Source organism: Aeromonas sp. 600774 (assembly GCF_049175075.1).
Classification (GTDB): domain Bacteria; phylum Pseudomonadota; class Gammaproteobacteria; order Enterobacterales; family Aeromonadaceae; genus Aeromonas; species Aeromonas veronii_A.
This window is the reverse complement of record NZ_JAAKUJ010000019.1, coordinates 1-21,520: the sequence shown is the minus strand read 5'-3', so window position 1 is coordinate 21,520 and position 21,520 is coordinate 1. Positions and strand designations below refer to the sequence as shown.

Genomic DNA, 21,520 nt, shown 5'->3' with positions numbered 1-21,520 from the left:
GACACCCTCGGGTGTCCGTTTTCTTATTCAGGCGGGGGTGGGTTGAGGGGGCAAGGCCGATATGGCTTACCAGTTGGCGAAATCCACCTCGGGCAGGGTTTCAAAGCCGGGGCGGGCAAACAGATAGCCCTGCATCAGGCTGACGCCCATCTCCCGCAGGCAGGCCATCTCTTCGCGGGTCTCGATCCCCTCCGCCAGCGGGGTGATCTTCAGCTCCGCAAACAGTGCCAGACAGTGGCGCACTATGGCTTGTCGGGTCGGGTCATGGTCGATGCCGCGCAGCAGGTGCATATCGAGTTTGACGATGTTGGGATGAAAATCGGCCAGCAGGTTGAGGCCCGAGTAACCGGCGCCAAAGTCATCGATTGCCGTCTTGAAGCCGAGGGCCTGATAGTGATCGACGATACTGCGGAGATGCTGGCTATCCTGCACCTGCTCCACCTCGGTCAGCTCGAACATGATCTGCTCGATGGGAAAGAGATGCTCGCGGGCCGCCTGCAGGGTGGTGCGGATGCAGCGCTCCGGGCGGTAGACCGCGTTGGGCAGAAAGTTGATGCTCAGCATGCCCCGCATATCGAGGCGGGCGGCCAGCGCGATGGCCTTGATGCGGCACAGCTGATCGAAGCGGTAGCGGTTGTCGTCGTTGACCCGGGCAATCACGCTCTGCGCGGGTTCGTTGTTGATCCCCCGCACCAGCGCCTCATAGCCGAATATGGTGCGCTGGCTGCAATCGACGATGGGCTGGAAGGCCATGGTGAAATCGAAGTCGAGATCCACCTGCTCCTGACACTGCTGGCAGATTGACGGGGCGGGGGCGGTTGGTATGTTCATGACGTTCCTCTGATTGGCCGTGGCGGCACTGGGCACTGTCTCAAATGATAACAGCTCATTACCCCGCTGTAGGTTCGATTAGCGCAGCGTAATCGGACGATCGAGAGGTTTTGATTACGGTTGTTGTCGTGAAGCAGGATCGGCCAGCTGGAGGGGGAAATTCTACTGGCCGTGATGGCGGGATAATCCATTTACGCGAACGTCCGATTACGCCTGACGGCTAATCGAACCTACCCGCTAGGTGGGTGTCCCAGCGTAGTCATATTCAACTTTTTTTAAGCCCTTTTTTTCATCTACGACAAAGAAAATTGCATTCATCCATGTTTTTTTCCATTAAACGTGAATATATGGTCATGTCGTGTTCGTTCTTTTTCAGTAGAAGACGTCTTACATGGTTTAAATTATTCAAACCATTTCTTATTTGTGAATCACAAAATTTTATTATAATTACAGCTGGTAATGAACCTCCTGCTCGGAAAATAATAAATCCATTATCTTCCATTCCCATATGGTTGTAAAATTTGGGGTCGCCCGGAGTTCCATCTATATCCATCATGACTGCTCTGAGTCGAGTAAATAGTTCTACCCCAAGATTAAACTTACTATGATCAGAGAAACGCTGATTGACTTTATTTAGGTCTTCGCAATATTCAGCTGGCGAATAAGACTTTAGTGGATACCTCGCTTCTTCAACAATGAATTTTTCTAACTCTACTAAAAGCGATCGCTCATCTCTAGATAAGCTTAGCCTTAAGTCATTGGTAATGTTGATTAACCCATGACTATAACTTTTCATCTTCTTATCAAGGATTTTTTTGGGTGCTGAAATAAGCAAAGATACAATACTAGACTTCAGCAGAAGTTCAATTGCATAACCAAGTAATAAAAAACTTGCCTTATTAGCCGCAGCTTTTTCATCAAGAAGTTCAAAAGTCTCTTGTGAGCTGGCTCTAATGATGTTGCCATTACTATCTCTTGTGAGATTTTCGAATTTAAGTTGTGCGTTTTTGGCGCAATTCCGTAGAAGCTTGGCACTAATTATTTTCCCATCTGCTTCTTTTATCCAATCCTGTTTTTTGAAAATTCCATTTTCACCAGTAGATTTTATAGGCTGCTCCCATAAGTCCAGTTTACTCATGTTAACTCCTTGTTGAAGAGAATTAGTTTATATAAAAACGGCGCCTTTACGGCGCCGTTTTTAATATCACTCAACCCAACCAACATCACTGCAGCAGGGAGATATCCGCGACTTGCAGGAACAGGTTACGCAGGTTGTTCAGCAGTGCCAGACGGTTGGCCTTGAGGGCTTCGTCGTCGGCCATCACCATCACTTCGTTGAAGAAGGTGTCGACCGGCTCGCGCAGGGCGGCCAGACGGGTGAGGGCTGCCTGATAGTCACCGGCAGCGAACAGCGGGGCCAGTTCGGCTTGCAGTTCGGCAACCTGGGTGGCCAGCGCCTTCTCGGCGGCATCGACCAGCAGTTCCGGTTTGACGGCAGTCGGCAACTCGCCTTCGACCTTGGCCAGAATGTTGCTCACGCGCTTGTTGGCGGCAGCCAGTGCCAGTGCGGCATCCAGCGTGCGGAAGTGGCTGACGGCCTTGACGCGACGATCGAAGTCGAGCGGACGGGTCGGGCGGCGTGCCAGTACGGCCAGCACCACGTCGGCACCGATGCCTTCGTCCTGATAGGCGGCGCGGAAGCGGCCCAGCATAAAGTCGACCACGTCGGTGACGACGGTTTTGTTGGTCAGCTTGTCGCCGTAGACGCGTACCGCTTCTTCAACCAGTTCAACCAGATCCAGATCCAGCTGCTTCTCGGTCATGATACGCAGGGCACCGATGGCGGCGCGACGCAGGGCGAACGGGTCTTTGTCACCCTTCGGCAGCATGCCGATGCCGAAGATACCGGCCAGGGTGTCGAACTTGTCGGCCAGCGCAACGGCGCAGGCAACCAGACCGGACGGCAGGGCATCACCGGCAAAGCGCGGCATGTACTGCTCGTTGAGGGCCACGGCCACCGCTTCGTCTTCGCCATCGTGACGGGCGTAGTGCATCCCCATGACACCCTGGGTGTCGGTGAACTCGCCGACCATGTTGGTCATCAGGTCACACTTGGAGAGCAGACCGGCACGCTTGGCCTGAGCCACGTCGGCGCCAATACGTTCGGCGATAAAGCCAGCGACGGTCTCGATGCGCTCGACCTTGGCCTTGACGGTGCCCAGCTGTTGTTGGAACAGCACGGTTTCAAGGCGCGGCAGGCGGGAGGCCAGGGTCTGCTTGAGGTCAGTCTTGAAGAAGAACTCGGCGTCAGAGAGACGGGGGCGAACCACCTTCTCGTTGCCGCTGATGATCTGGCTCGGGTCTTTGGACTCGATGTTGGTGACGAAGATGAACTTCGGCAGCAGCTTGCCATTCTTGTCGTAGACCGGGAAGTACTTCTGGTCACCCTTCATGGTGTGCACCAGCGCTTCAGCCGGAACGGCCAGGAACTTCTCTTCGAAGTTGGCGGTCAGCACCACAGGCCACTCGACCAGTGCGGTCACTTCTTCCAGCAGGTCGTCGTCCAGATCGGCCACGCCACCGAAGGCGGCGGCAGCCGCTTCGACGTCAGCCTTGATCTTGGCCTTGCGCGCCATAAAGTCGGCAATCACCATGCCGCGCTCCTGCAGGATCTGCGGGTACTGGCTGGCGTTGTTGATGGTGAACTCGCTCTCGCCCATAAAGCGGTGACCGCGGATGGTGCGGGCAGAGTCGATACCCAGAATGTGAGCAGGAACCAGCTCGCCATCCAGCAGCAGGGTCACGGTGAAGACCGGACGCACGAACTGGATGGTCTTGTCGCCCCAGCGCATCATTTTCGGGATGGGCAGCTTGGCCAGCGCTTGGCTAACAAGCTCACCCAGCAGATCGACGGCCGGACGGCCTTCAACCTTGGCGGTGTGAACCAGCCACTCGCCCTTGTCGGTGACCAGACGCTCGGCCTGCTCAACGGTGATGCCGTTGCCACGGGCCCAGCCTTCGGCAGCCTTGGTTGGCTTGCCTTCGGCATCGAACGCCTGCGCCACGGCCGGGCCGCGCTTCTCGACGCTCTTGCTCGGCTGTTCGCCAGCCAGCTCGCTTACCTTCAGCGCCAGACGGCGCGGTGAGGCAAACCACTCGACGTCGCCGAAGGCCAGATCGGCCTTGGTCAGTTCGGCTTTGAAGTTGTCGGCAAAGGCTTCGGCCAGGGAGCGCAGGGCTTTGGGCGGCAGCTCAGCAGTACCGATCTCTACCAGAAATGTATGTTGTGCCATGTCCGTTCCTTAACCTTGCTTGTTCTCACTGCGCTGACACATCGGGAAGCCCAGCGCTTCGCGGGAGGCGTAGTATGCCTCTGCCACGGCCTTGGTCAGGGTGCGAATGCGCAGGATGTAGCGCTGACGCTCGGTGACCGAGATGGCCTTGCGGGCATCCAGCAGGTTGAAGGAGTGAGCGGCTTTGAGGATGCGCTCGTAGGCAGGCAGCGGCAGCGGTTTTTCCAGTGCCAGCAGATTCTGGGCTTCCTTCTCGTACTGCTCGAAGCAGTGGAACAGGAACTCCACATCGGCGTGTTCGAAGTTGTAGGTGGATTGCTCCACTTCGTTCTGGTGGAACACGTCGCCGTAGGTGGTCTTGCCCAGCGGGCCGTCAGACCAGACCAGATCGTAGACGCTGTCTACGCCCTGAATGTACATGGCCAGACGCTCGAGACCGTAGGTGATCTCGCCGGTGACCGGCTTGCACTCGAGGCCGCCGACCTGCTGGAAGTAGGTGAACTGGGTCACTTCCATGCCGTTCAGCCACACTTCCCAACCCAGACCCCAGGCACCCAGAGTCGGGTTTTCCCAGTTGTCTTCCACGAAGCGGATGTCATGGATTTCAGGATCCATGCCCAGCTCTTTCAGGGAGCCCAGATAGAGTTCCTGAATGTTGTCGGGGGAAGGCTTGATGATCACCTGGAACTGGTAGTAGTGCTGCAGGCGGTTCGGGTTTTCACCGTAGCGGCCGTCGGTCGGACGGCGGGACGGTTGCACGTAAGCGCAGGCGATGGGCTCCGGGCCCAGGGCACGCAGACAGGTCATGGGGTGGGAAGTACCGGCACCCACTTCCATATCCAGCGGCTGAATGATGGTACAGCCCTGGCGGGACCAATAGTCCTGCAGCTGCAGGATCAGGCCCTGAAAGGTTTTGACATCGAATTTTTGCATAATTTTTTTCGCGCGAAGTGAAAATCAGAGCAAGATTTGCTGAATGTGAACCGAGGGAGTATACCGTCTGGCATGGTCGGATAATAGGCGAAATTGCAGCGGATTCGCGGGATGGTGCTGCGCTCTGGCTGGTCGGGCGGGATGTCCGGTATATGATGTGAGCAGTGCCGCCTGCAGAGTGGGCAGGGTCGGGCAAACCGCTGAAATGACGAGGGAGAGGAAATGGAACTGCGTTGCGCCTGGGTGACCAAAGACCCGGAATACATTGAATACCATGACAAACAGTGGGGCAGGCCGGTCTATGACTCGCGTGAGCTGTTTGCCAAGCTTTGCCTCGACGGCCAGCAGGCGGGACTGTCGTGGATCACCATCCTCAAGCGCACCGAGAGCTACTACCGCGCCTATGCCGACTTTGATCCGGTGCAGATTGCCCGGTTCGACGAGCAGGATGTAGAGCGGCTGATGCAGGACACCGGCATCATTCGCAACCGGCTCAAGGTGCAGTCGATCATCAGAAATGCCCGCGCTTATCTGGCGTTGCAGGGGCAGGGGATCGACTTCGCCGACTACCTGTGGGGCTTTGTTGGCGGTGCCCCCATCGTCAACCAGCGGCAGGGCAACGGCGATATTCCGGCGACCTCGCCGGAGTCGGATGCCATGTCGAAAGCGCTCAAGAAGCTTGGCTTCAACTTCGTCGGCAGCACCATCTGTTACGCCTTTATGCAGGCGGTGGGGATGGTGAACGATCATCTGGTCAGCTGTCCTTGCCACGCCGAGTGTCAGTTACCGCGCTGACGGCCCGCCGATTGGCCAAAAAAACATCACTCTCGCCGTCGATTCAGGCTTGCGTCAGACAATGGCGTGCCAGCGCGTTACAATCCGGCCCCCGGCATGGTGCCGGATTGTTTTCACAGAGGTTTTTTCATGCGAGCCAAGATCCTGGTGCCTGCTCTGGCACTGACCGTTGCCCTGAGCGGCTGTACCACCAACCCCTACACAGGTGAATCTCAGACCTCCAAAGGTGCCTGGGGCGCGCTGGCTGGCGCCGCTGCCGGTGCGGCCGTAGGTGCGCTCTCTTCCAGCAAGGGTGACCGCAAGAAGGGCATCCTGACCGGCGTTGCTGCTGGCGCGGCGCTGGGTGGCGGTATCGGCTATTACATGGACGTGCAGGAAGCCAAGCTGCGCGAGAAGCTGCAGGGCACCGGCGTCAGCGTGACCCGTAATGGCAATGAGCTGATCCTCAACATGCCGAACAACGTGACCTTCGACAGCTCCAGCTCCCAGCTGAAAGCGGCCGGAGCCAACACCCTCTCCGGCGTGGCCATGGTCGTTGCCGAGTTCGACAAGACCCGCCTGAACGTGGTCGGTCACACCGACAGTACCGGTTCCCGCGACCTGAACATGAAGCTTTCCCGCGATCGTGCCGATGCCGTTGCCGCCCAGCTGATTGGTCAGGGCGTAGCAGGAAGCCGCATCTCCACCACTGGCGTGGGCCCGGATCAGCCGGTTGCTACCAACAGCACCGCCGCTGGCAAAGCCCAGAACCGCCGCGTGACCATTACCCTGACCCCGACCGCCTAAGTCGCTCAGGTTTCGGTAACGAAAAGGCCCCGCCAGTGATGGCGGGGCCTTTCTATTGGCGCAGTTGCGAGCAATGGCGCCTTGTTGTTTGCTCCCTTCTCACCTCGTGGGAGAAGGGGCGGGGATGAGGGGGATAAGCGCCTCTTAGACCGCCGCTGTCAGCTGCACTTCCACCTTGTAGCCTTCGTGGGCGAGGCGGGCTTGTACGCAGGCGCGCACGGGTGCGGTGCCAGCCGGGATCCAGGCATCCCACTGCTCGTTGAAGGCAGCGATGTCACCAATGTCTTTGAGATAGATATTGGCCATCAGAATTTTGTCTACGCCGGAGCCGTTGGCTTCCAGCAGGCGTTGCAGGCTCGCCAGCACTTCGCGGGTCTGCTGGTGGATGTCGGCCTCTTCGCTGACGGGCACTTCCACCACGTAGAGGGTGCCATTGTGGATGACGACGTCTGACCAACGCTGGGTGGTGCCGATTCGGGTAATGGTTGTCATGGAGTGCTCCGGTACGGGGGCTTAGTGACCCTTGCGGATCAGATAGCGGTAGGGGGCCTGCTCTGTCTCGCTGGCGACCAGGGTGTGATCCATAAAGCGGCAGAAACTGGGGATGTCGCGGGTGGTTGAAGGATCGTCGGCGCTGACCAGCAGGGTCTCGCCATCCGCCATCAGCCGCACTTTCTTGCGAACCATCATAACGGGTTCCGGGCAACGAAGCCCGATTGCGTCCAACTCGTGGGTCGCATCGCAGAATAAATCACTCATCTATTATCAACCTTCAACCTATTCGGCTGCCAATGATACTCAGGGCTAAAAAATAATCAAACAAACGCCCCATCAACCAGCATATGTAACCGAAATGTTATTCGACCCTATCCAGCTTGCGCCGGACGAGTAATATAAAAATTGAACCATATTCAACAAGGAGGTGAATATGCAGGTCTCCTACGGCAGATTACAAGCCTATGCAGGCATGGGGTTCTTGTCCTTCGCCATGATAGTGATGGGCAGCCCGATCGGGAATACCGGTACCTGGTTCGGCTCCATGGTGATGGTCGGGTTGGGGCTCTGGATCGAGCTCAGCGATTACTATGACGAGGATGAGGACGAGAACGATCAATCCTGAATCGGATGACGATTCAACAACAAAGGCGGAGCAATTCCGCCTTTGTCATTTCTGCCGTTTGGCAATGTACCCGGATCAGCGGGTCGAGCGCATGGCCCGCTCCAGATGCAGCGCCGTCTGCTCCGGGTTGGCCTTGGGGTCGTTGAAGAAGTTGCTCAGCACATCGAGGATCGCCTGCCGCATATTGGTCGGCGTTGCCATCCCTTCCGCCATGCTGGGCAGCAGGTTGTCCTGCTTTTCCGCCAGCAGGAAATCCTGATAGGAACGGACGGCGCAGCGGTCGAACTTGCTCATGTCGGGGTTGGTCAGCGCCGGGATCGACCCCTTCACCCGATTGAACTCTTCCTGGAATTGCGGCGTCATCAGCAGCTGGGCCAGATCCCCCTGCGCCTGCAGCTGGGCCGGATCCCGCTGTTTGAACATGGCGATGGAGTCGAGGTTGTAGCTGAACAGTCCGGAGCTGCCCGGGCTCGGCAGGCAGGCGATATCCTCACCCGGCCGGTAGTTGCCGGCGCTCAGTTCACCCTTCACCCAATCGCCCATCACCTGCATGGCGGCGCCACCGCTCTCCAGCAGGTTGGTGGCCTGATGCCACTTCAGACCGGCGTATTTTTGCGGCACATAGGCGCGCAGCTGCTGGAAGCGGGTCAGCACCCGCACCATGTCGGGGCCGGTCAGGGTGGCGCTATCCTGCTCGAGGAATGCCTTGCGATAGAATTCTTTTCCTCCCTCACCGAGCGCCACTGTTTCAAACAACACCGCCAGCTGCCAGGGTTCGTTGCCGATGGCGAGCGGGGTGATGCCCCGTTTTTTAAGCTGGTCGGCGACGGTGACAAACTGGGCCCAGCTGGTGGGCGGAGTCAGCTTGTTGCGCTCGAACACCTTGCGGTTGAGCCACAGCCAGTTGACCCGGTGGATGCCGGTGGGCACCGCCATCAGGGCGCCATTCTGGCTGAGGGTGGCACGCACCATGGGCGGCATCTGACTGTACCAGCCGAGGTGTTCGGCCATCGGGCTGAGATCGCGCAGGAAGCCGAGCCCGGCCCACTCCTTGAGCTCGTAACCCTTGAGGTGGGCCGCTTCGGGCGGGTTTGCCGCCAGCGCCCGGCTCTTCAATACCGTCATGGCACTCTTGCCGCCACCGCCCTGTACCGCGAAGTCGTTCCACTGGTTGCCCTGTTTGGTCCACTCGGATTTGAGCACTTCGACCGCTTTCGCTTCGCCGCCGGATGTCCACCAGTGCAGTACCTCCACCTGGGAGGCGGCAACGGGAGCAGAGAGCAGGGCGATGACAGAAAAAGACAACCACTTCATAAGGTTACTGCCTTGGTAGGGAGAGCGTGGCCTGCAGGCCACCTTGCGGACGGTTTTCCAGCACCAGATCGCCGCCGTGGGCGTGGGCAATGTTGCGGGCGATGCCAAGGCCGAGGCCGGTGCCGGCCTGATCGGTACTGAGCCGGTAATAGGGCTCGAAAATGCGCTCGAACTGATCGTCCGGCAGGCCGGGGCCCTCATCCATGATGAAGAGGATCAGCATCTCCTCGTCATCCATGATGATGATGCGCACGCGCTGGCCGTACTTGATGCCGTTGTCCACCAGATTGCCGATGCAGCGTTTGAGCGCCAGCAGCTTGCCGCGGTAGGGCCACTTGCAGTGGCCTTCGATGGTCAGCCGCTCGTCGTGCAGGTTCATCGACTCCGCCATCTGCTCAAGCAGGGCATTGATGTCGATCTCCTCGATATTCTCGTGAATGTCGGTCTCTTTGACCGTCTGCAGCGCCCCCTTCACCATCAGCTCCAGCTCGTCGAGATCCTTGTTGAACTTGGCGATTTGCACCTCGTCGTCGAGCAGTTCGACCCGAAGTCGCAGTCGGGTGATGGGGGTCTTGAGGTCGTGGGAAATCGAGCTGAACAGCCGCTCTCTATCATCGATATAACGGCGGATGCGGTGCTGCATGATGTTGAAGGCGCGGGTCGCCGCCACGATTTCCGATGCTCCTTCCTCCTTGAGTGAAGGCTGGTCGATATCCTTGCCCAGATTGACCGCCGCCTTGGCGAGACGGCGCAGCGGGCGGGTCTGCCAGCGCACCAGCATAAAGGTGAAGAAGCAGAGGAACACCGTCATCAGGGCGATGAAACGCACCTGGTTGCTTGGCATGACGGTGTCATCCAGCGTCATGTAGGGAGCGGGCAGCAGGGCCGCCAGATAGAGCCACTCCCCCTTTTCAATCTCGATCTGGGTCACCAGTACCGGTGGATTGAGCGGCTCCAGCGACAGGGTGTAGCGGGCCCAGGAGGAGGGGAGATCCGCCAGCAAGGTGTCATTGTTGAAGACGTGGAGGTCGTCGGGCCGGGAGAAGTCCACCTTGATCGCCATGGCATCGGAGAGCTTGCGGGTCAGCACTCCCTGCACCTCCTCCAGCACCTGCGTCTTGCGTTCGCTGTCGGGGATGGCGTTGATGTGGATCTCTTCCTCGTTGAGCGAGACGAAGAAGCGGCTGCCCCCCATGTTGCGCAGCTGGTCCAGCGCGATATGGCGATACTGCAGCGGCAGGGATTTGAAGAAGTTGACGGTGGAAGCGGCAGACATGGCGAGGTTGCGGGTGGTGCTGAGCATCCCCTCCAGTTCCCGCTTCTGGATCTGCTGCATCCAGATGCCGGTCAGAATGGTCTGGGAGAGCAGGATGGCCAGCAACAGCAGCAGGATCATCCGTGACAACAGGGAGCGGGGTACCAGCGCCCCCCAGGACCACTTGTTGCTCATGGCAGCTCGTGCACCTCGGCAATCAGCATGTAGCCACTGCCGCGAATGGTCTTGATGATGCGCGGGCTCTTGCCGTTGTCGCCCAGCTTCTGGCGCAGACGGCTGATCTGCACGTCGATACCGCGCTCCATCGGCAGACTTTCGCGACCGCGGGTGGCATCCGAGATGGTGTCGCGATCCAGCACCACGCCGGGCTGTTGCAGGAACATGCCGAGCAGCATGGCATCGCTGCCGGAGAGATCCAGCAGGCTGCCATCGTCATGGGTCAGCTGGTGGCTCAGGGTGTCGAGGGTCCACTCGGCAAAACGCAGGCGGCGGCTTGGCTCTTTCTCTTTTTCCGGCTGGCGGAATTCGGCGCGGCGTAGCAGTGCCTTGATGCGGGCCTGCAGTTCACGGGGGCTGAACGGCTTGGCGATATAGTCGTCAGCACCCAGTTCCAGACCGATCACCCGATCCGCTTCGTCGGAGGCGGCGGTCAGCATGATGATGGGCACCTGGGAGTCACGACGGATCTGCTGGCAGAGGGTAAAACCGTCCTCGCCGGGCATCATGATGTCCAGAATAATCAGGTCCGGGCTGTGCTGGGCGAGTTGCTGACGCATCTCGTTGCCCTCCGCCGCCGTCAATACCTGAAAGCCCGCCCGGGTCAGGTACTCATTGAGCAGCTCGCGGATCTCTTGGTCGTCATCGACGATCAGCAGTTGTTTGCTCATTGACATATGTATGTGCATCCACCCATTTTTTTGTGCAGATTGAACCTGTCGGGGGAGTAAAAAGCAAGCAAGCCCCCTATCTAATGTGAGGTTTAAGGCAATAACAGCCTATTGATAAGATTAAAACGAAAAAAGGCCGACCCAAACGGGACGGCCAACAGACAGCTTCTGACCACTGACGAGCACCCCGTGTGGCGCTCGTCACAGACTTGAAAAGGGGCCAGTCAGACTGGCCCCGAAAAGGGACAACTCTCAGTAGTGCATCCCGTCGATCCGGTTGGTTATCACACCCGTTCAAACACGGTGGCGATACCCTGACCCAGACCGATACACATGGTGGCAACCCCCAGGGTGGCATCCTTCTCCTCCATCAGATTGATGAGGGTGGTGGAGATGCGGGCACCGGAGCAGCCGAGCGGGTGACCCAGGGCAATGGCGCCGCCGTTGAGGTTTACCTTCTCGTCCACCAGATCCTGCAGACCCAAATCCTTCACGCAGGGCAGGGACTGGGCGGCAAACGCCTCGTTCAGTTCGAACAGGTCGATATCACCGACGGTCAGACCGGCACGTTTGAGCGCCTTCTGGGTGGCTGGCACCGGGCCGTAACCCATGATGGCGGCGTCACAGCCGGCGATGGCCATGGCACGTACCTTGGCGCGCGGGGTGAGGCCGAGCGCCTTGGCGCGGTCCGCACTCATCACCAGCATGGCGGCGGCGCCATCGGACAGGGCCGAGGAGGTGCCGGCGGTGACGGTGCCGTTGACCGGGTCGAACACCGGGCGCAGCTGGCTCAGGGTGTCGACCGTGGTCTCGGGGCGAATCACCTCGTCATAGTCGTAGAAGAAGCGGGCGCCGCTGGCGTCATGGCCTTCCAGCCCGACGATCTCCTTGGCGAAACGGCCTTCCACGGTGGCGGCGTGAGCGCGGCGGTGGGAGCGGGCGGCAAACTCGTCCTGCTGTTGACGGCTGATGCCGTGCAGCTTGCCGAGCATCTCGGCGGTCAGCCCCATCATGCCGGAGGCTTTCGCCACCGATTTGGCCATGCCGGGGTGGAAGTCCACCCCGTGGCTCATGGGCACGTGGCCCATGTGCTCGACGCCGCCGATGATGAAGATGTCGCCGTCACCCACCTGGATGGCGCGGGAGGCATCGTGCAGCGCCTGCATGGAGGATCCGCACAGGCGGTTGACGGTGACCGCCCCCACCTGTTTCGGGATGCCGGCCAGCAGAGCGGCGTTGCGGGCGATGTTGAAGCCCTGCTCCAGGGTCTGCTGCACGCAGCCCCAGTAGATGTCCTCGATCTCGTTCGGGTCGAGGTTGGGGTTGCGCAGCAGGATGGATTTCATCAGGTGCGCGGACAAGTCTTCTGCACGTACGTTGCGGAAGGCGCCGCCCTTGGACCGGCCCATCGGGGTCCGGATACAGTCGACAATGACTACGTCTTTCATGAATGGATCTCCTTTCCGCAATCAGTAGAAGGTTTTGCCCTGGGCGGCCATCTCACGCAGCTTGTCGCTGACGCGATAGAGCGGGCCAAGGTCGGCATACTGGTCGGCCATGGCCACATAGCGATCCAGACCGATAGTGTCCAGATAGCGGAACACGCCGCCGCGGAAGGGAGGGAAGCCCAGACCGTAGACCAGCGCGATGTCGGCTTCGGCTGGGGTGGCGACTATGCCCTCTTCCAGACAGAGCACCACCTCGTTGATCATCGGGATCATCATGCGGGCGATGATGGCGTCCTTGTCGAAATCCTGTTTCGGCTTGGCAATCGGGGCCAGCAGCTCGTAGCTGGCGACATCGGCCACCTTCTTCGGTTTGCCCTTCTTGTCAGCCTCGTAGGCGTAGAAGCCCTTGCCGTTCTTCTGACCGAAGCGGCTCGCCTCGTACATTACGTCGATGGCGGTGCGGCCTTCCTTGCTCATGCGCGCCGGGAAGCCTTGCGCCATCACATCACCGGCATGGTGGCCGGTGTCGATGCCGACTACGTCCAGCAGGTAGGCGGGGCCCATGGGCCAGCCGAACTCCTTCTCCATCACCTTGTCGACGGCGGCGAAGTCGGCGCCATCGGCGACCAGCTTGTTGAAGCCGAAGAAGTAGGGGAACAGCACGCGGTTGACGAAGAAGCCCGGGCAGTCGTTGACCACCACAGGGGACTTGCCCATGGCGGCGGCGTAGGCCACCACGCGGTTGATGGTGTCGTCCGAGGTTTGTTCGCCGCGGATGATCTCCACCAGCGGCATGCGGTGCACCGGGTTGAAGAAGTGCATGCCGCAGAAGTTCTCGGGGCGCTTCAGGCTCTTGGCCAGCAGGGAGATGGGGATGGTGGAGGTGTTGCTGGCGAGCACGGCGTCTTCGCCAATGATCCCTTCCACTTCGCCCAGTACGGCGGCTTTCACCTTGGGATTCTCGACCACGGCTTCGACTACGACGTCCACGCCTTTGACGTTGTCATAGCTGAGGGTCGGGGTAATGGCGGAGAGCACCTGGCCCATCTTGATGCCGTCGATGCGGCCCTTCTCGAGCTGGCCATTGAGCAGCTTGGTGGCCTCATTCATGCCAAGTGCCAGCGCCTTCTCGTTGATATCCTTCATCACCGCCGGAATGCCCTTGCTGGCAGACTGGTAGGCGATGCCGCCACCCATGATGCCGGCACCCAGTACGGCGGCGTGGCCAGTGGCCTTAGCAGCCTGCTTGGCCGCCTTCTTGGCCAGCGCCTTGATGTGTTGATCGTTCAGGAAGATGCCGACCAGCGCCTTGGCTACATCGGTCTTGGCCAGCTTGATAAAGCCCTGTGCCTCAACGACCAGCGCTTCGTCACGGCTCATACCTGCGGCGGCCTCGACGGTTTTCACCGCCGTCATCGGTGCCGGATAGTGTTTGCCCGCCACGGCGGCAACCATGCCGGCGGCGGTGGTGAAGCTCATCATGGCTTCCAGTTTGGAGAGGCGCAGCGGCGCTTTTTTGGCGGCGCGACGGCTCTGCCAGTCCAGCTTGCCCGCAATGGCGTCCTGGATCATCTGCAGCGCAGCGCTCTGCAGCGCGTCAGGGGCGACTACGGCGTCGATAGCGCCCACCTTGAGGGCGTCATCGGCACGGTAATCCTTACCGGTGGTGATCCACTCGAGCGCGTTGTCGGCGCCGATCACTCGCGGCAGACGGACTGTGCCGCCAAAGCCCGGCATGATGCCGAGTTTGGTCTCGGGCAGGCCGATTTTGGCGGTGGTGTCGGCCAGACGGAAGTCGGTGGAGAGAATGGTCTCGCAGCCGCCGCCCAGAGCGTGACCCTTGATGGCGGAGAGGGTAGGCACCGGCAGATCTTCGATGGCATTGAAGATGTCGTTGGCCTTTTTCAGCCAGCCGAGCAGATCTTCTTGCGGCAGATCGAACAGTTCCAGGAATTCGGTAATGTCGGCACCGACGATAAAGGCGTCTTTGCCGGAGGTGAGGATCAGACCTTTTAGTTCACGTTCTTGTTGTAATGCGGCGATCGCTTCGCTCAGGGAGAGCAGGGTAGCGCGATCCAGCTTGTTGACTGAACCCGGGGCATCAAACCTCAGCTCGGCGATGCCGTTTTCGAGGTAGCTGACCGACAGGGTTTCGCCTTGGTAGATCATGAGAGTGTCTCCTTGTTCCCACTCAGTGGGGAGTGGTGCTCCTTTATCCCCAGCAGGGGGCGAGGCTCACTATTGATCCAAAAGGAGACATTTTCAACACCTATTTAAAACATTTGTTTAACAGTTATCGAGTAAAAGCTCCTCATCACAAAATGAGCAAAAGAGAGGCGCCTTGCGGCGCCCCGGATAGATGTGAGTTTGTTATCAACTGGCCAGTTCCGGCCGGTTGCGATACTGGTTCAGCACCTCGGGATCGGCGAGGGCATGGGTGTTGTTAACCGGCCGGTTGTGTACCACTTCACGCACCGCCAGTTCGACGATCTTGCCGGACTTGGTGCGGGGGATGGCATCCACCTGCAGGATGCGGGCGGGCACGTGGCGGGCGGTGCAATGTTGCTTTATTTGCTGGCGGATCCGCTCGCGCAGCGGCTCATCCAGCTTGCAGCCAGCCTTGAGCTTGACGAACAGCACCACCCGCTCGTCCTGCTGCCACTGCTGGCCGATGACTATGCTCTCTTCTACTTCCTCCAACTGCTCGACATAGCGGTAGATCTCGCTGGTGCCGATACGCACGCCGCCCGGGTTGAGGGTGGCGTCGGAGCGGCCGTAGAACAGAATGCCACCGGTCGGGGTTAGCTCAATCCAGTCGCCGTGGCACCAGATGTTGTCGAACCGTTCGAAGTAGGCGGCGTGGTACTTGTCGCCATTTTCGTCACCCCAGAAGTAAATGGGCTGGGCCGGGAACGGCTTGGTACAGACCAGTTCGCCCTTCTCCCCCTGCACCGGCTGGCCCGCTTCGTTGAATACCTGCACCGCGAGACCGAGGCCGCGCCCCTGACTCTCGCCGCGATAGACAGGGCTGAGCGGGTTGCCGATGACGAAGCAGGAGCAGATATCGGTGCCGCCTGAGATGGAGCTGAGCTGCACATTCTGCTTTATCTGCTGATAGACGTAGTCGAATCCCTCCGGCGACAGCACAGAGCCGGTGCTGCAGATCAGCCGCAAGTACGGCAAGTCGTGGCTCTTGATGGGGGCATAACCCTGCTTGTGCAGCGCATCAAGATATTTGGCCGAGGTACCGAACAAGCTGACCTGCTCGTCGCGGGCCAGATCCCACAGCACGTTGCCATCCGGGTAAAATGGCGAGCCGTCATAGAGCACCAGGGTGGCGCCGGAGGCGAGGGCGCTCACCAGCCAGTTCCACATCATCCAGCCGCAGGTGGTGAAGTAGAAGATCCGCTCCCCCGGTTTGATGTCGCAGTGCAGCTGGTGCTCTTTCAGGTGTTGCAGCAGGGTGCCGCCAATCCCGTGCACGATGCACTTGGGTTTGCCGGTGGTGCCGGAAGAGTAGAGGATGTAGAGCGCGTCATTGAAAGCCATCGGCTCGAACTGGAGGCTGGCGTCCGGCTGGCTCGCCAGCAGTTGCTGCCAGTCGTGGCCAAGCTGCAGCGGGTTGCCGAGCAGGGGGATCATCACCGTTTGCTCTATGCTGCCGATCTGGCTCACCACGCTGGCGACCTTCTGTTGAATGTCGATAGCTTTGCCGTTGTAGCGATAGCCATCCACCGCAAACAGCACTCGTGGTCGGGTCTGGCCGAAGCGCTCCACCACGCTGGCTTCACCGAAGTCGGGGCTGGTGGAGGTCCAGATCGCCCCAATGCTGGTGGTTGCCAGCATGGCAACCACGGTTTCCGGAATATTGGGCAGGTAGGCGGCGACCACATCGCCACGACCAATCCCCTGATTGCGCAGCCACTGAGCCAGCCGGGCAACCTGATCACTCAGTTCACCCCAGCTCAGAGTACGGCTTGGACCCCCTTCGATGCGGGATATGATGGCCGGGCTCTCGTCTTGACGGCGCAGCAGGTTTTCGGCGAAGTTGAGGCAGCTATCGGGGAACCAGCGAGTGCGCTGCATATCCTGACGGTTCTCCGCCACTATGTTGCCGAGCTCGCCCTTGACGCCACAGTGCTGCCATACCAGTGGCCAGAAACGGGTAGTCTTCTCCACCGACCATTGGTAAAGCTGCGGGTAATTCTGCAACTGCAAGCCGTGGAAACGGTTCACCTCCGCCATAAAACGGTAGAGGTTGGATTGCTGCATCCCGAGCGGATCTGGTTGCCACAGGCAGAGGTTGTCCATGAGTAATCCCTGACTTCATGTATCTACCGGCAGTGTATTGAATTGTTTTTGATTTGTTAATGATTGGTTTTCTGTTGATAACAAACACGTTTGTAACGTATGCGTTACCTCACGAAGCGGCAGCTTGACGGGTCGAGCCGCCAAGCTCTTGATGTTATGCTGCAATTACATTCACCTCGGAGCAGGACGCCATGAGCAGCTACAGCCAACTTTTTGCCCAGCACCTCGATACCTTGCAGCAGCGCAGCCGCGACATTCTGCAACAACAGGGGCTCAGCGGACTGGCCATCCACTCCGGCCAGACTCACCGTATCTTCCTCGATGATCAGGATTACCCGTTCAAGGTAAACCCGCACTTCAAGGCCTGGTTGCCGGTACTGGACAATCCCCATTGCTGGCTGCTGGTGGACGGGGTGAACAAACCGGTATTGCTGTTCTACCGCCCGGTGGATTTTTGGCACAAGGTGGCGGATCTGCCCAATGCCTTCTGGGTCGAGTTCTTCGATATCCGTTTCCTGACCCGGCCGGAACAGGTGGCTGATCACCTGCCAGCCAACAAACAGGAGTGGGCCTATCTGGGGGGCCATCTGGAAGTAGCCGAACTGCTTGGTCTGACCCAGCCCAATCCCGAGGCGGTGCTCAATTACCTGCACTATCACCGCGCCTACAAGACCCCCTACGAGCTGGAGTGCCTGCGTGAGGCGAACCGGATCGGGGTACGCGGCCATATCGCCGCCAAGGACTCCTTTATGGCGGGGGCGAGCGAGTTCGAGATCAATCTGGCCTACATGAAAGCGGTCGGGCAGGGAGCCAATGAGGCGCCCTACGGCAATATCGTCGCCATCAACCGCAATGCGGCCATCCTTCACTACACTCATTTGTCTGCCGTGCGGGTGCCGGATGCGGAGCGCCACTCCTTCCTGATCGATGCCGGCGTCGATTTCCACGGTTATGCCTCCGATATCACCCGTACCTGGGCGTGGCGGCGAGGCGAGTTTGCCGATCTGATTGCAGCCCTCGACGAGCAGCAGCAGGAGATCATCAAGGAGATCAAACCGGGTCGCCGCTACAGCGAGCTGCATCTGCAGATGCACCACAAGCTGGCGCGCCTGCTGCAAGCGACCGAGCTGGTGGACATGTCGGTTGACGAGATGATCAACACCGGGGTGACCAACGTCTTCTTCCCTCACGGCCTCGGCCACTTCCTCGGTCTGCAGGTACACGATGCGGGTGGTTTCATGCAGGATGAGCGCGGCACCCATCTGGCGGCGCCCGAGCTGTTCCCCTATCTGCGCTGCACCCGGGTGATGGAGGTGGATCAGGTGTTCACCATCGAGCCGGGACTCTACTTCATCGACAGCCTGTTGGAGCCGCTGCGTCAGGGCGAACAGGGCAAACGGGTCAACTGGAACAAGGTCGAGGCACTGCGGCCGTTTGGCGGCATCCGCATCGAAGATAACGTGGTGCTGCACGCCAACGGGGTGGAGAACATGACGAGACAAGCAGGGCTCTGATGGCGGCTGCTTACTCCATTCCGGCTGCCTCGCTGGAACTGACCGAAGAGATAAAGAAGAGCCGCTTCATTACCCTGATCGCCCACACCCCGACCGTCGAGGTGGCCAAGGGGTGGGTCAACGAGATCAAGCGCCAACATCCGACCGCTCGCCACCACTGCTGGGCTTTTGTAGCGGGCGCACCGCAAGATAGCCAGGTCTATGGCTTCAGCGATGATGGCGAACCGTCCGGTACGGCGGGCAAGCCGATCCTGGCCCAGTTGATGGGCTCGGGGCTCGGTGAAATCTGCGCCGTGGTGGTGCGTTACTACGGCGGCATCCAGCTTGGCACGGGTGGACTGGTCAAAGCTTATGGGGGCGGCGTGGGGGCAGCTCTCAAGCAGCTGCCAACCCTGCTCAAGGTGCCGCGTACTCCTTCCTCCATTCATTGCGACTATGGCGACATGGGCGTGGTCGAGTCACTGATAAGCAGTCACAACGGCGAGCTGCTGGCAGCCGATTACGGCCAGCAGGTCACCCTGCAGGTGGCGTGGGAGTCTGAAGTATGGGAGAGGGTTGACCGCGAATTGACCGATCGTACTCATGGGCGGGTATCCCTCCGTCCCTTAGATGGCTAGAATCCATCGCTCTTTACTTGGGGAAAGGGAGCTGTAATGCACATCCTGAGCATTATTCGCATTGTTGGCTTGCTGGTTGCGCTGTTCAGCTCGACCATGCTGTTGCCTGCGTTGGTGGCTTTTGGCTATCGGGATGGTGGTGGTGCCGAGTTCGTCAGCTCTTTTCTGATCGCCTTGCTACTCGGCGTGGTGCTCTGGTTTCCCAACCGCTATCACAAGAAGGAGCTCAGATCGAAAGAGGGTTTCCTCATTGTGGTGTTGTTCTGGGTGGTGCTGGGCAGTGTCGGTGCGGTTCCTTTCATCATCAGCGATGTACCTGGCATGTCAGTTTCGGAAGCCTTCTTCGAGTCGTTTTCCGGTCTGACCACCACGGGGGCTACGGTGTTGACCGGGTTGGATGATCTGCCCAAGGCATTCCTGTTCTACCGCCAGTTGTTGCAGTGGCTGGGAGGGATGGGGATCATCGTGCTGGCGGTAGCCGTATTACCGTTGCTTGGGATCGGGGGGATGCAGCTCTATCGCGCCGAGATCCCCGGGCCTGTCAAGGATACCAAGGTGACGCCGCGCATCGCCGAAACCGCCAAGGCACTCTGGTTCATCTATCTGTTGCTGACCTCGCTCTGCACCCTGGCTTACTGGATGGCGGGCATGACCTTGTTCGATGCCATCTGCCACTCCTTTTCCACCCTCTCCATCGGTGGTTTTTCTACCCACGATGCCAGCATAGGTTTCTTCAACAGCCCGGTTATCAACCTGATTACCGTGTTGTTCCTGTTGATCGGCAGTATCAACTTCGGCCTTCACTTCATGGTCTTCGCCCACAGGCCGGTACGGTTGTTCAGTTATCTGAGAGATCCTGAGGTGAAGGTGTTTCTCGGCATTCAGTTGTTCCTATTTCTGTTCTGTGCTGCAGTATTACTGCAACACAATCATTACGAACACTGGCAAGAGACCCTCAATCACGCTCTGTTCCAGTCAGTTTCGCTGGGTACGACAACTGGTTATAGCACCGCCAGCTATGCAGACTGGCCCTCTTTCCTGCCCATCATGCTGATGTTCTCCTCCTTTATCGGCTGCTGTGCCGGCAGTACCGGCGGTGGTATCAAGGTGATGCGCTTCATGATTCTCTTTATGCAGGGGATGCGGGAACTGAAACGGTTGGTACATCCAAGGGCCGTCTACACCCTGAAGCTGGGACGCAAGGCGGTGCCGGAACGGGTGGTTGAAGCGGTCTGGGGATTCTTCGCAACCTACATCATCCTCTTTGTGCTCTTTATGCTGGCGTTGATCGCGACGGGTATGAATGAGGTAACCGCCTTCTCGGCAGTGGCGGCAACTTTGACCAACGTTGGGCCTGGACTGGGAGATGTGGCTGCCAATTTCTCCGGTACCAGCGCACCGGCAAAGTGGATTCTGGTGTTGGCCATGCTGTTTGGCCGATTGGAAATCTTCACGCTTCTGGTACTGTTTACTCCTGCATTCTGGCGTAGTTGAGGTAGTTATGGACAAGATTCTGGTGCTTTATTCCTCTCGGGATGGCCAAACCCGCAAAATAGTCGATGTCATGCTGGAGCAGATGCCGGGATGCGAAGTGGTGATGCACGACCTGCACACCTTGCCGATGTGCAACCTCAGCAAGTATGCCAAGGTCTTGATCGGCGCCTCCATTCGTTATGGCAACTTCCATCCCAGCCTGTTCAGCTTTATTCATGCCCATCAGGAGCAGCTGGAGGTGGCCAATGCGGCCTTCTTCTGTGTCAACCTGACGGCCCGCAAGCCAGAGAAGCAGACGCCGCAAACCAATGCCTATATGAAGAAGTTCCTGCGCCTCTCGCCCTGGAAGCCGAAAACTCTGGGTGTGTTTGCTGGAGCGTTGCAGTACTCCCGCTACAACTGGTGGCAGACTCGCATCATCCAGCTGATCATGAAGATTACCGGTGGCAGTACCGACACCAGCAAGGACATTGAGTTTACCGATTGGGAAAAGGTGCGCAGCTTTGCACGCGAATTCTGGTCAAAAAGGTAGCAGTGTGATGTGAATTCAGGGCTTTTTGCCCGAAACAGCCCCGCCGACGCGGGGCTTTTGTTTAATAAAGCAACGGTTGAACCGGAAAACTGTAAAAAGTGCCATTTTTTGCATTTTCCCTCTTGTCATCCCGGCGCGGCTCCCTATAATGCGCCCCTACCAGCACGGCGGAACACGCCGAACTGATGAGCCAGCTTCCTAGCGAAGTGGGCGCCGAAAGAAAAGCGAAAACAATCGCTTGACTTTCGAAGCGAGAAGCGTAATATGCGCCTCCTCAACGCGACAAGTGTCACGCTCTTTAACAATTTGAATCAAGCAATCTGTGTGGGCACTCACAGCATCGAGCATCAAAAACAATTTTTGATTTTC

The 21,520-nt window shown here is 58.8% G+C and carries 19 protein-coding genes; 7 read left to right on the top strand and 12 right to left on the bottom strand.

Annotated elements, in window-relative coordinates:
* Positions 1-66 precede the first annotated feature (66 nt).
* The 4 genes from G5171_RS18850 to glyQ all read right to left on the bottom strand — a co-directional run bounded on the left by G5171_RS18850 (position 67) and on the right by glyQ (position 5,057).
* Complete coding sequence (locus tag G5171_RS18850) at positions 67-831, bottom strand: EAL domain-containing protein (RefSeq protein ID WP_421251524.1); 765 nt, start codon at positions 829-831, stop codon at positions 67-69.
* Between the two features lie 289 nt (positions 832-1,120).
* Positions 1,121-1,969 carry a hypothetical protein gene (locus G5171_RS18845; protein ID WP_421260591.1) on the bottom strand — a complete coding sequence of 283 codons (849 nt, stop codon included), beginning with the start codon at positions 1,967-1,969 and terminating at the stop codon, positions 1,121-1,123.
* An 85-nt stretch (positions 1,970-2,054) separates the two neighbouring features.
* Positions 2,055-4,124: a glycine--tRNA ligase subunit beta gene (gene glyS, locus G5171_RS18840; RefSeq protein WP_421260590.1), complete on the bottom strand. Its 2,070-nt coding sequence runs from the start codon at positions 4,122-4,124 to the stop codon at positions 2,055-2,057.
* 9 nt (positions 4,125-4,133) lie between these two features.
* Positions 4,134-5,057 carry a glycine--tRNA ligase subunit alpha gene (gene glyQ, locus G5171_RS18835; RefSeq protein ID WP_005339464.1) on the bottom strand — a complete coding sequence of 308 codons (924 nt, stop codon included), beginning with the start codon at positions 5,055-5,057 and terminating at the stop codon, positions 4,134-4,136.
* 222 nt (positions 5,058-5,279) lie between these two features.
* Between glyQ and G5171_RS18830 the strand changes: the two genes are divergently transcribed.
* On the top strand, positions 5,280-5,852 hold the full coding sequence (locus G5171_RS18830) for a DNA-3-methyladenine glycosylase I (protein ID WP_421260589.1): 573 nt from the start codon (positions 5,280-5,282) through the stop codon (positions 5,850-5,852).
* A gap of 129 nt (positions 5,853-5,981) precedes the next feature.
* Positions 5,982-6,638 carry an OmpA family lipoprotein gene (locus tag G5171_RS18825; RefSeq protein ID WP_005339468.1) on the top strand — a complete coding sequence of 219 codons (657 nt, stop codon included), beginning with the start codon at positions 5,982-5,984 and terminating at the stop codon, positions 6,636-6,638.
* Between the two features lie 144 nt (positions 6,639-6,782).
* Here G5171_RS18825 and G5171_RS18820 read toward each other — a convergent pair whose 3' ends face one another.
* Positions 6,783-7,130, bottom strand: coding sequence for a RidA family protein (locus G5171_RS18820; protein WP_021229265.1), 348 nt, complete (start codon positions 7,128-7,130; stop codon positions 6,783-6,785).
* A 21-nt stretch (positions 7,131-7,151) separates the two neighbouring features.
* Positions 7,152-7,397, bottom strand: a complete 246-nt coding sequence (gene tusA / locus G5171_RS18815) for a sulfurtransferase TusA (RefSeq protein ID WP_216979834.1) — start codon at positions 7,395-7,397, stop codon at positions 7,152-7,154.
* Positions 7,398-7,566: 169 nt separating this feature from the next.
* Here tusA and G5171_RS18810 point away from each other — a divergent pair, with 169 nt between their 5' ends.
* On the top strand, positions 7,567-7,758 hold the full coding sequence (locus tag G5171_RS18810) for a hypothetical protein (RefSeq protein WP_005339471.1): 192 nt from the start codon (positions 7,567-7,569) through the stop codon (positions 7,756-7,758).
* Between the two features lie 75 nt (positions 7,759-7,833).
* Here G5171_RS18810 and G5171_RS18805 read toward each other — a convergent pair whose 3' ends face one another.
* From G5171_RS18805 to G5171_RS18780, 6 genes are all read right to left on the bottom strand, one after another.
* On the bottom strand, positions 7,834-9,072 hold the full coding sequence (locus G5171_RS18805) for an ABC transporter substrate-binding protein (protein ID WP_421260588.1): 1,239 nt from the start codon (positions 9,070-9,072) through the stop codon (positions 7,834-7,836).
* Between the two features lie 4 nt (positions 9,073-9,076).
* Entirely contained in the window at positions 9,077-10,522 is a 1,446-nt protein-coding gene (locus G5171_RS18800; RefSeq protein ID WP_005339474.1) for an ATP-binding protein, read from the bottom strand.
* Positions 10,519-11,241: a response regulator gene (locus tag G5171_RS18795; protein WP_005339475.1), complete on the bottom strand. Its 723-nt coding sequence runs from the start codon at positions 11,239-11,241 to the stop codon at positions 10,519-10,521. The genes G5171_RS18800 and G5171_RS18795 overlap by 4 nt, the downstream gene beginning before the upstream one ends.
* A gap of 278 nt (positions 11,242-11,519) precedes the next feature.
* On the bottom strand, positions 11,520-12,683 hold the full coding sequence (gene fadA / locus G5171_RS18790) for an acetyl-CoA C-acyltransferase FadA (RefSeq protein ID WP_005307433.1): 1,164 nt from the start codon (positions 12,681-12,683) through the stop codon (positions 11,520-11,522).
* 21 nt (positions 12,684-12,704) lie between these two features.
* Positions 12,705-14,852 carry a fatty acid oxidation complex subunit alpha FadB gene (gene fadB / locus G5171_RS18785; RefSeq protein WP_421260587.1) on the bottom strand — a complete coding sequence of 716 codons (2,148 nt, stop codon included), beginning with the start codon at positions 14,850-14,852 and terminating at the stop codon, positions 12,705-12,707.
* Positions 14,853-15,056: 204 nt separating this feature from the next.
* A complete protein-coding gene (locus G5171_RS18780) occupies positions 15,057-16,994 on the bottom strand; it encodes an acetoacetate--CoA ligase (RefSeq protein WP_421251527.1) in 1,938 nt (645 codons plus the stop codon).
* A gap of 191 nt (positions 16,995-17,185) precedes the next feature.
* Here G5171_RS18780 and pepQ point away from each other — a divergent pair, with 191 nt between their 5' ends.
* Genes pepQ through hemG form a run of 4 tightly spaced genes read left to right on the top strand, consistent with a single transcriptional unit; the run spans position 17,186 to position 21,151 of the window.
* Complete coding sequence (pepQ, locus tag G5171_RS18775; RefSeq protein WP_421260586.1) at positions 17,186-18,508, top strand: Xaa-Pro dipeptidase; 1,323 nt, start codon at positions 17,186-17,188, stop codon at positions 18,506-18,508.
* Complete coding sequence (locus G5171_RS18770) at positions 18,508-19,125, top strand: YigZ family protein (protein WP_236348643.1); 618 nt, start codon at positions 18,508-18,510, stop codon at positions 19,123-19,125. The genes pepQ and G5171_RS18770 overlap by 1 nt, the downstream gene beginning before the upstream one ends.
* 36 nt (positions 19,126-19,161) lie before the next feature.
* Positions 19,162-20,619 (top strand): TrkH family potassium uptake protein, encoded by a 1,458-nt coding sequence (locus G5171_RS18765; RefSeq protein WP_421213358.1) that lies wholly within the window; start codon positions 19,162-19,164, stop codon positions 20,617-20,619.
* Positions 20,620-20,626: 7 nt separating this feature from the next.
* Entirely contained in the window at positions 20,627-21,151 is a 525-nt protein-coding gene (hemG, locus tag G5171_RS18760) for a menaquinone-dependent protoporphyrinogen IX dehydrogenase (protein ID WP_005339483.1), read from the top strand.
* The last annotated feature ends 369 nt before the right edge of the window (positions 21,152-21,520 follow it).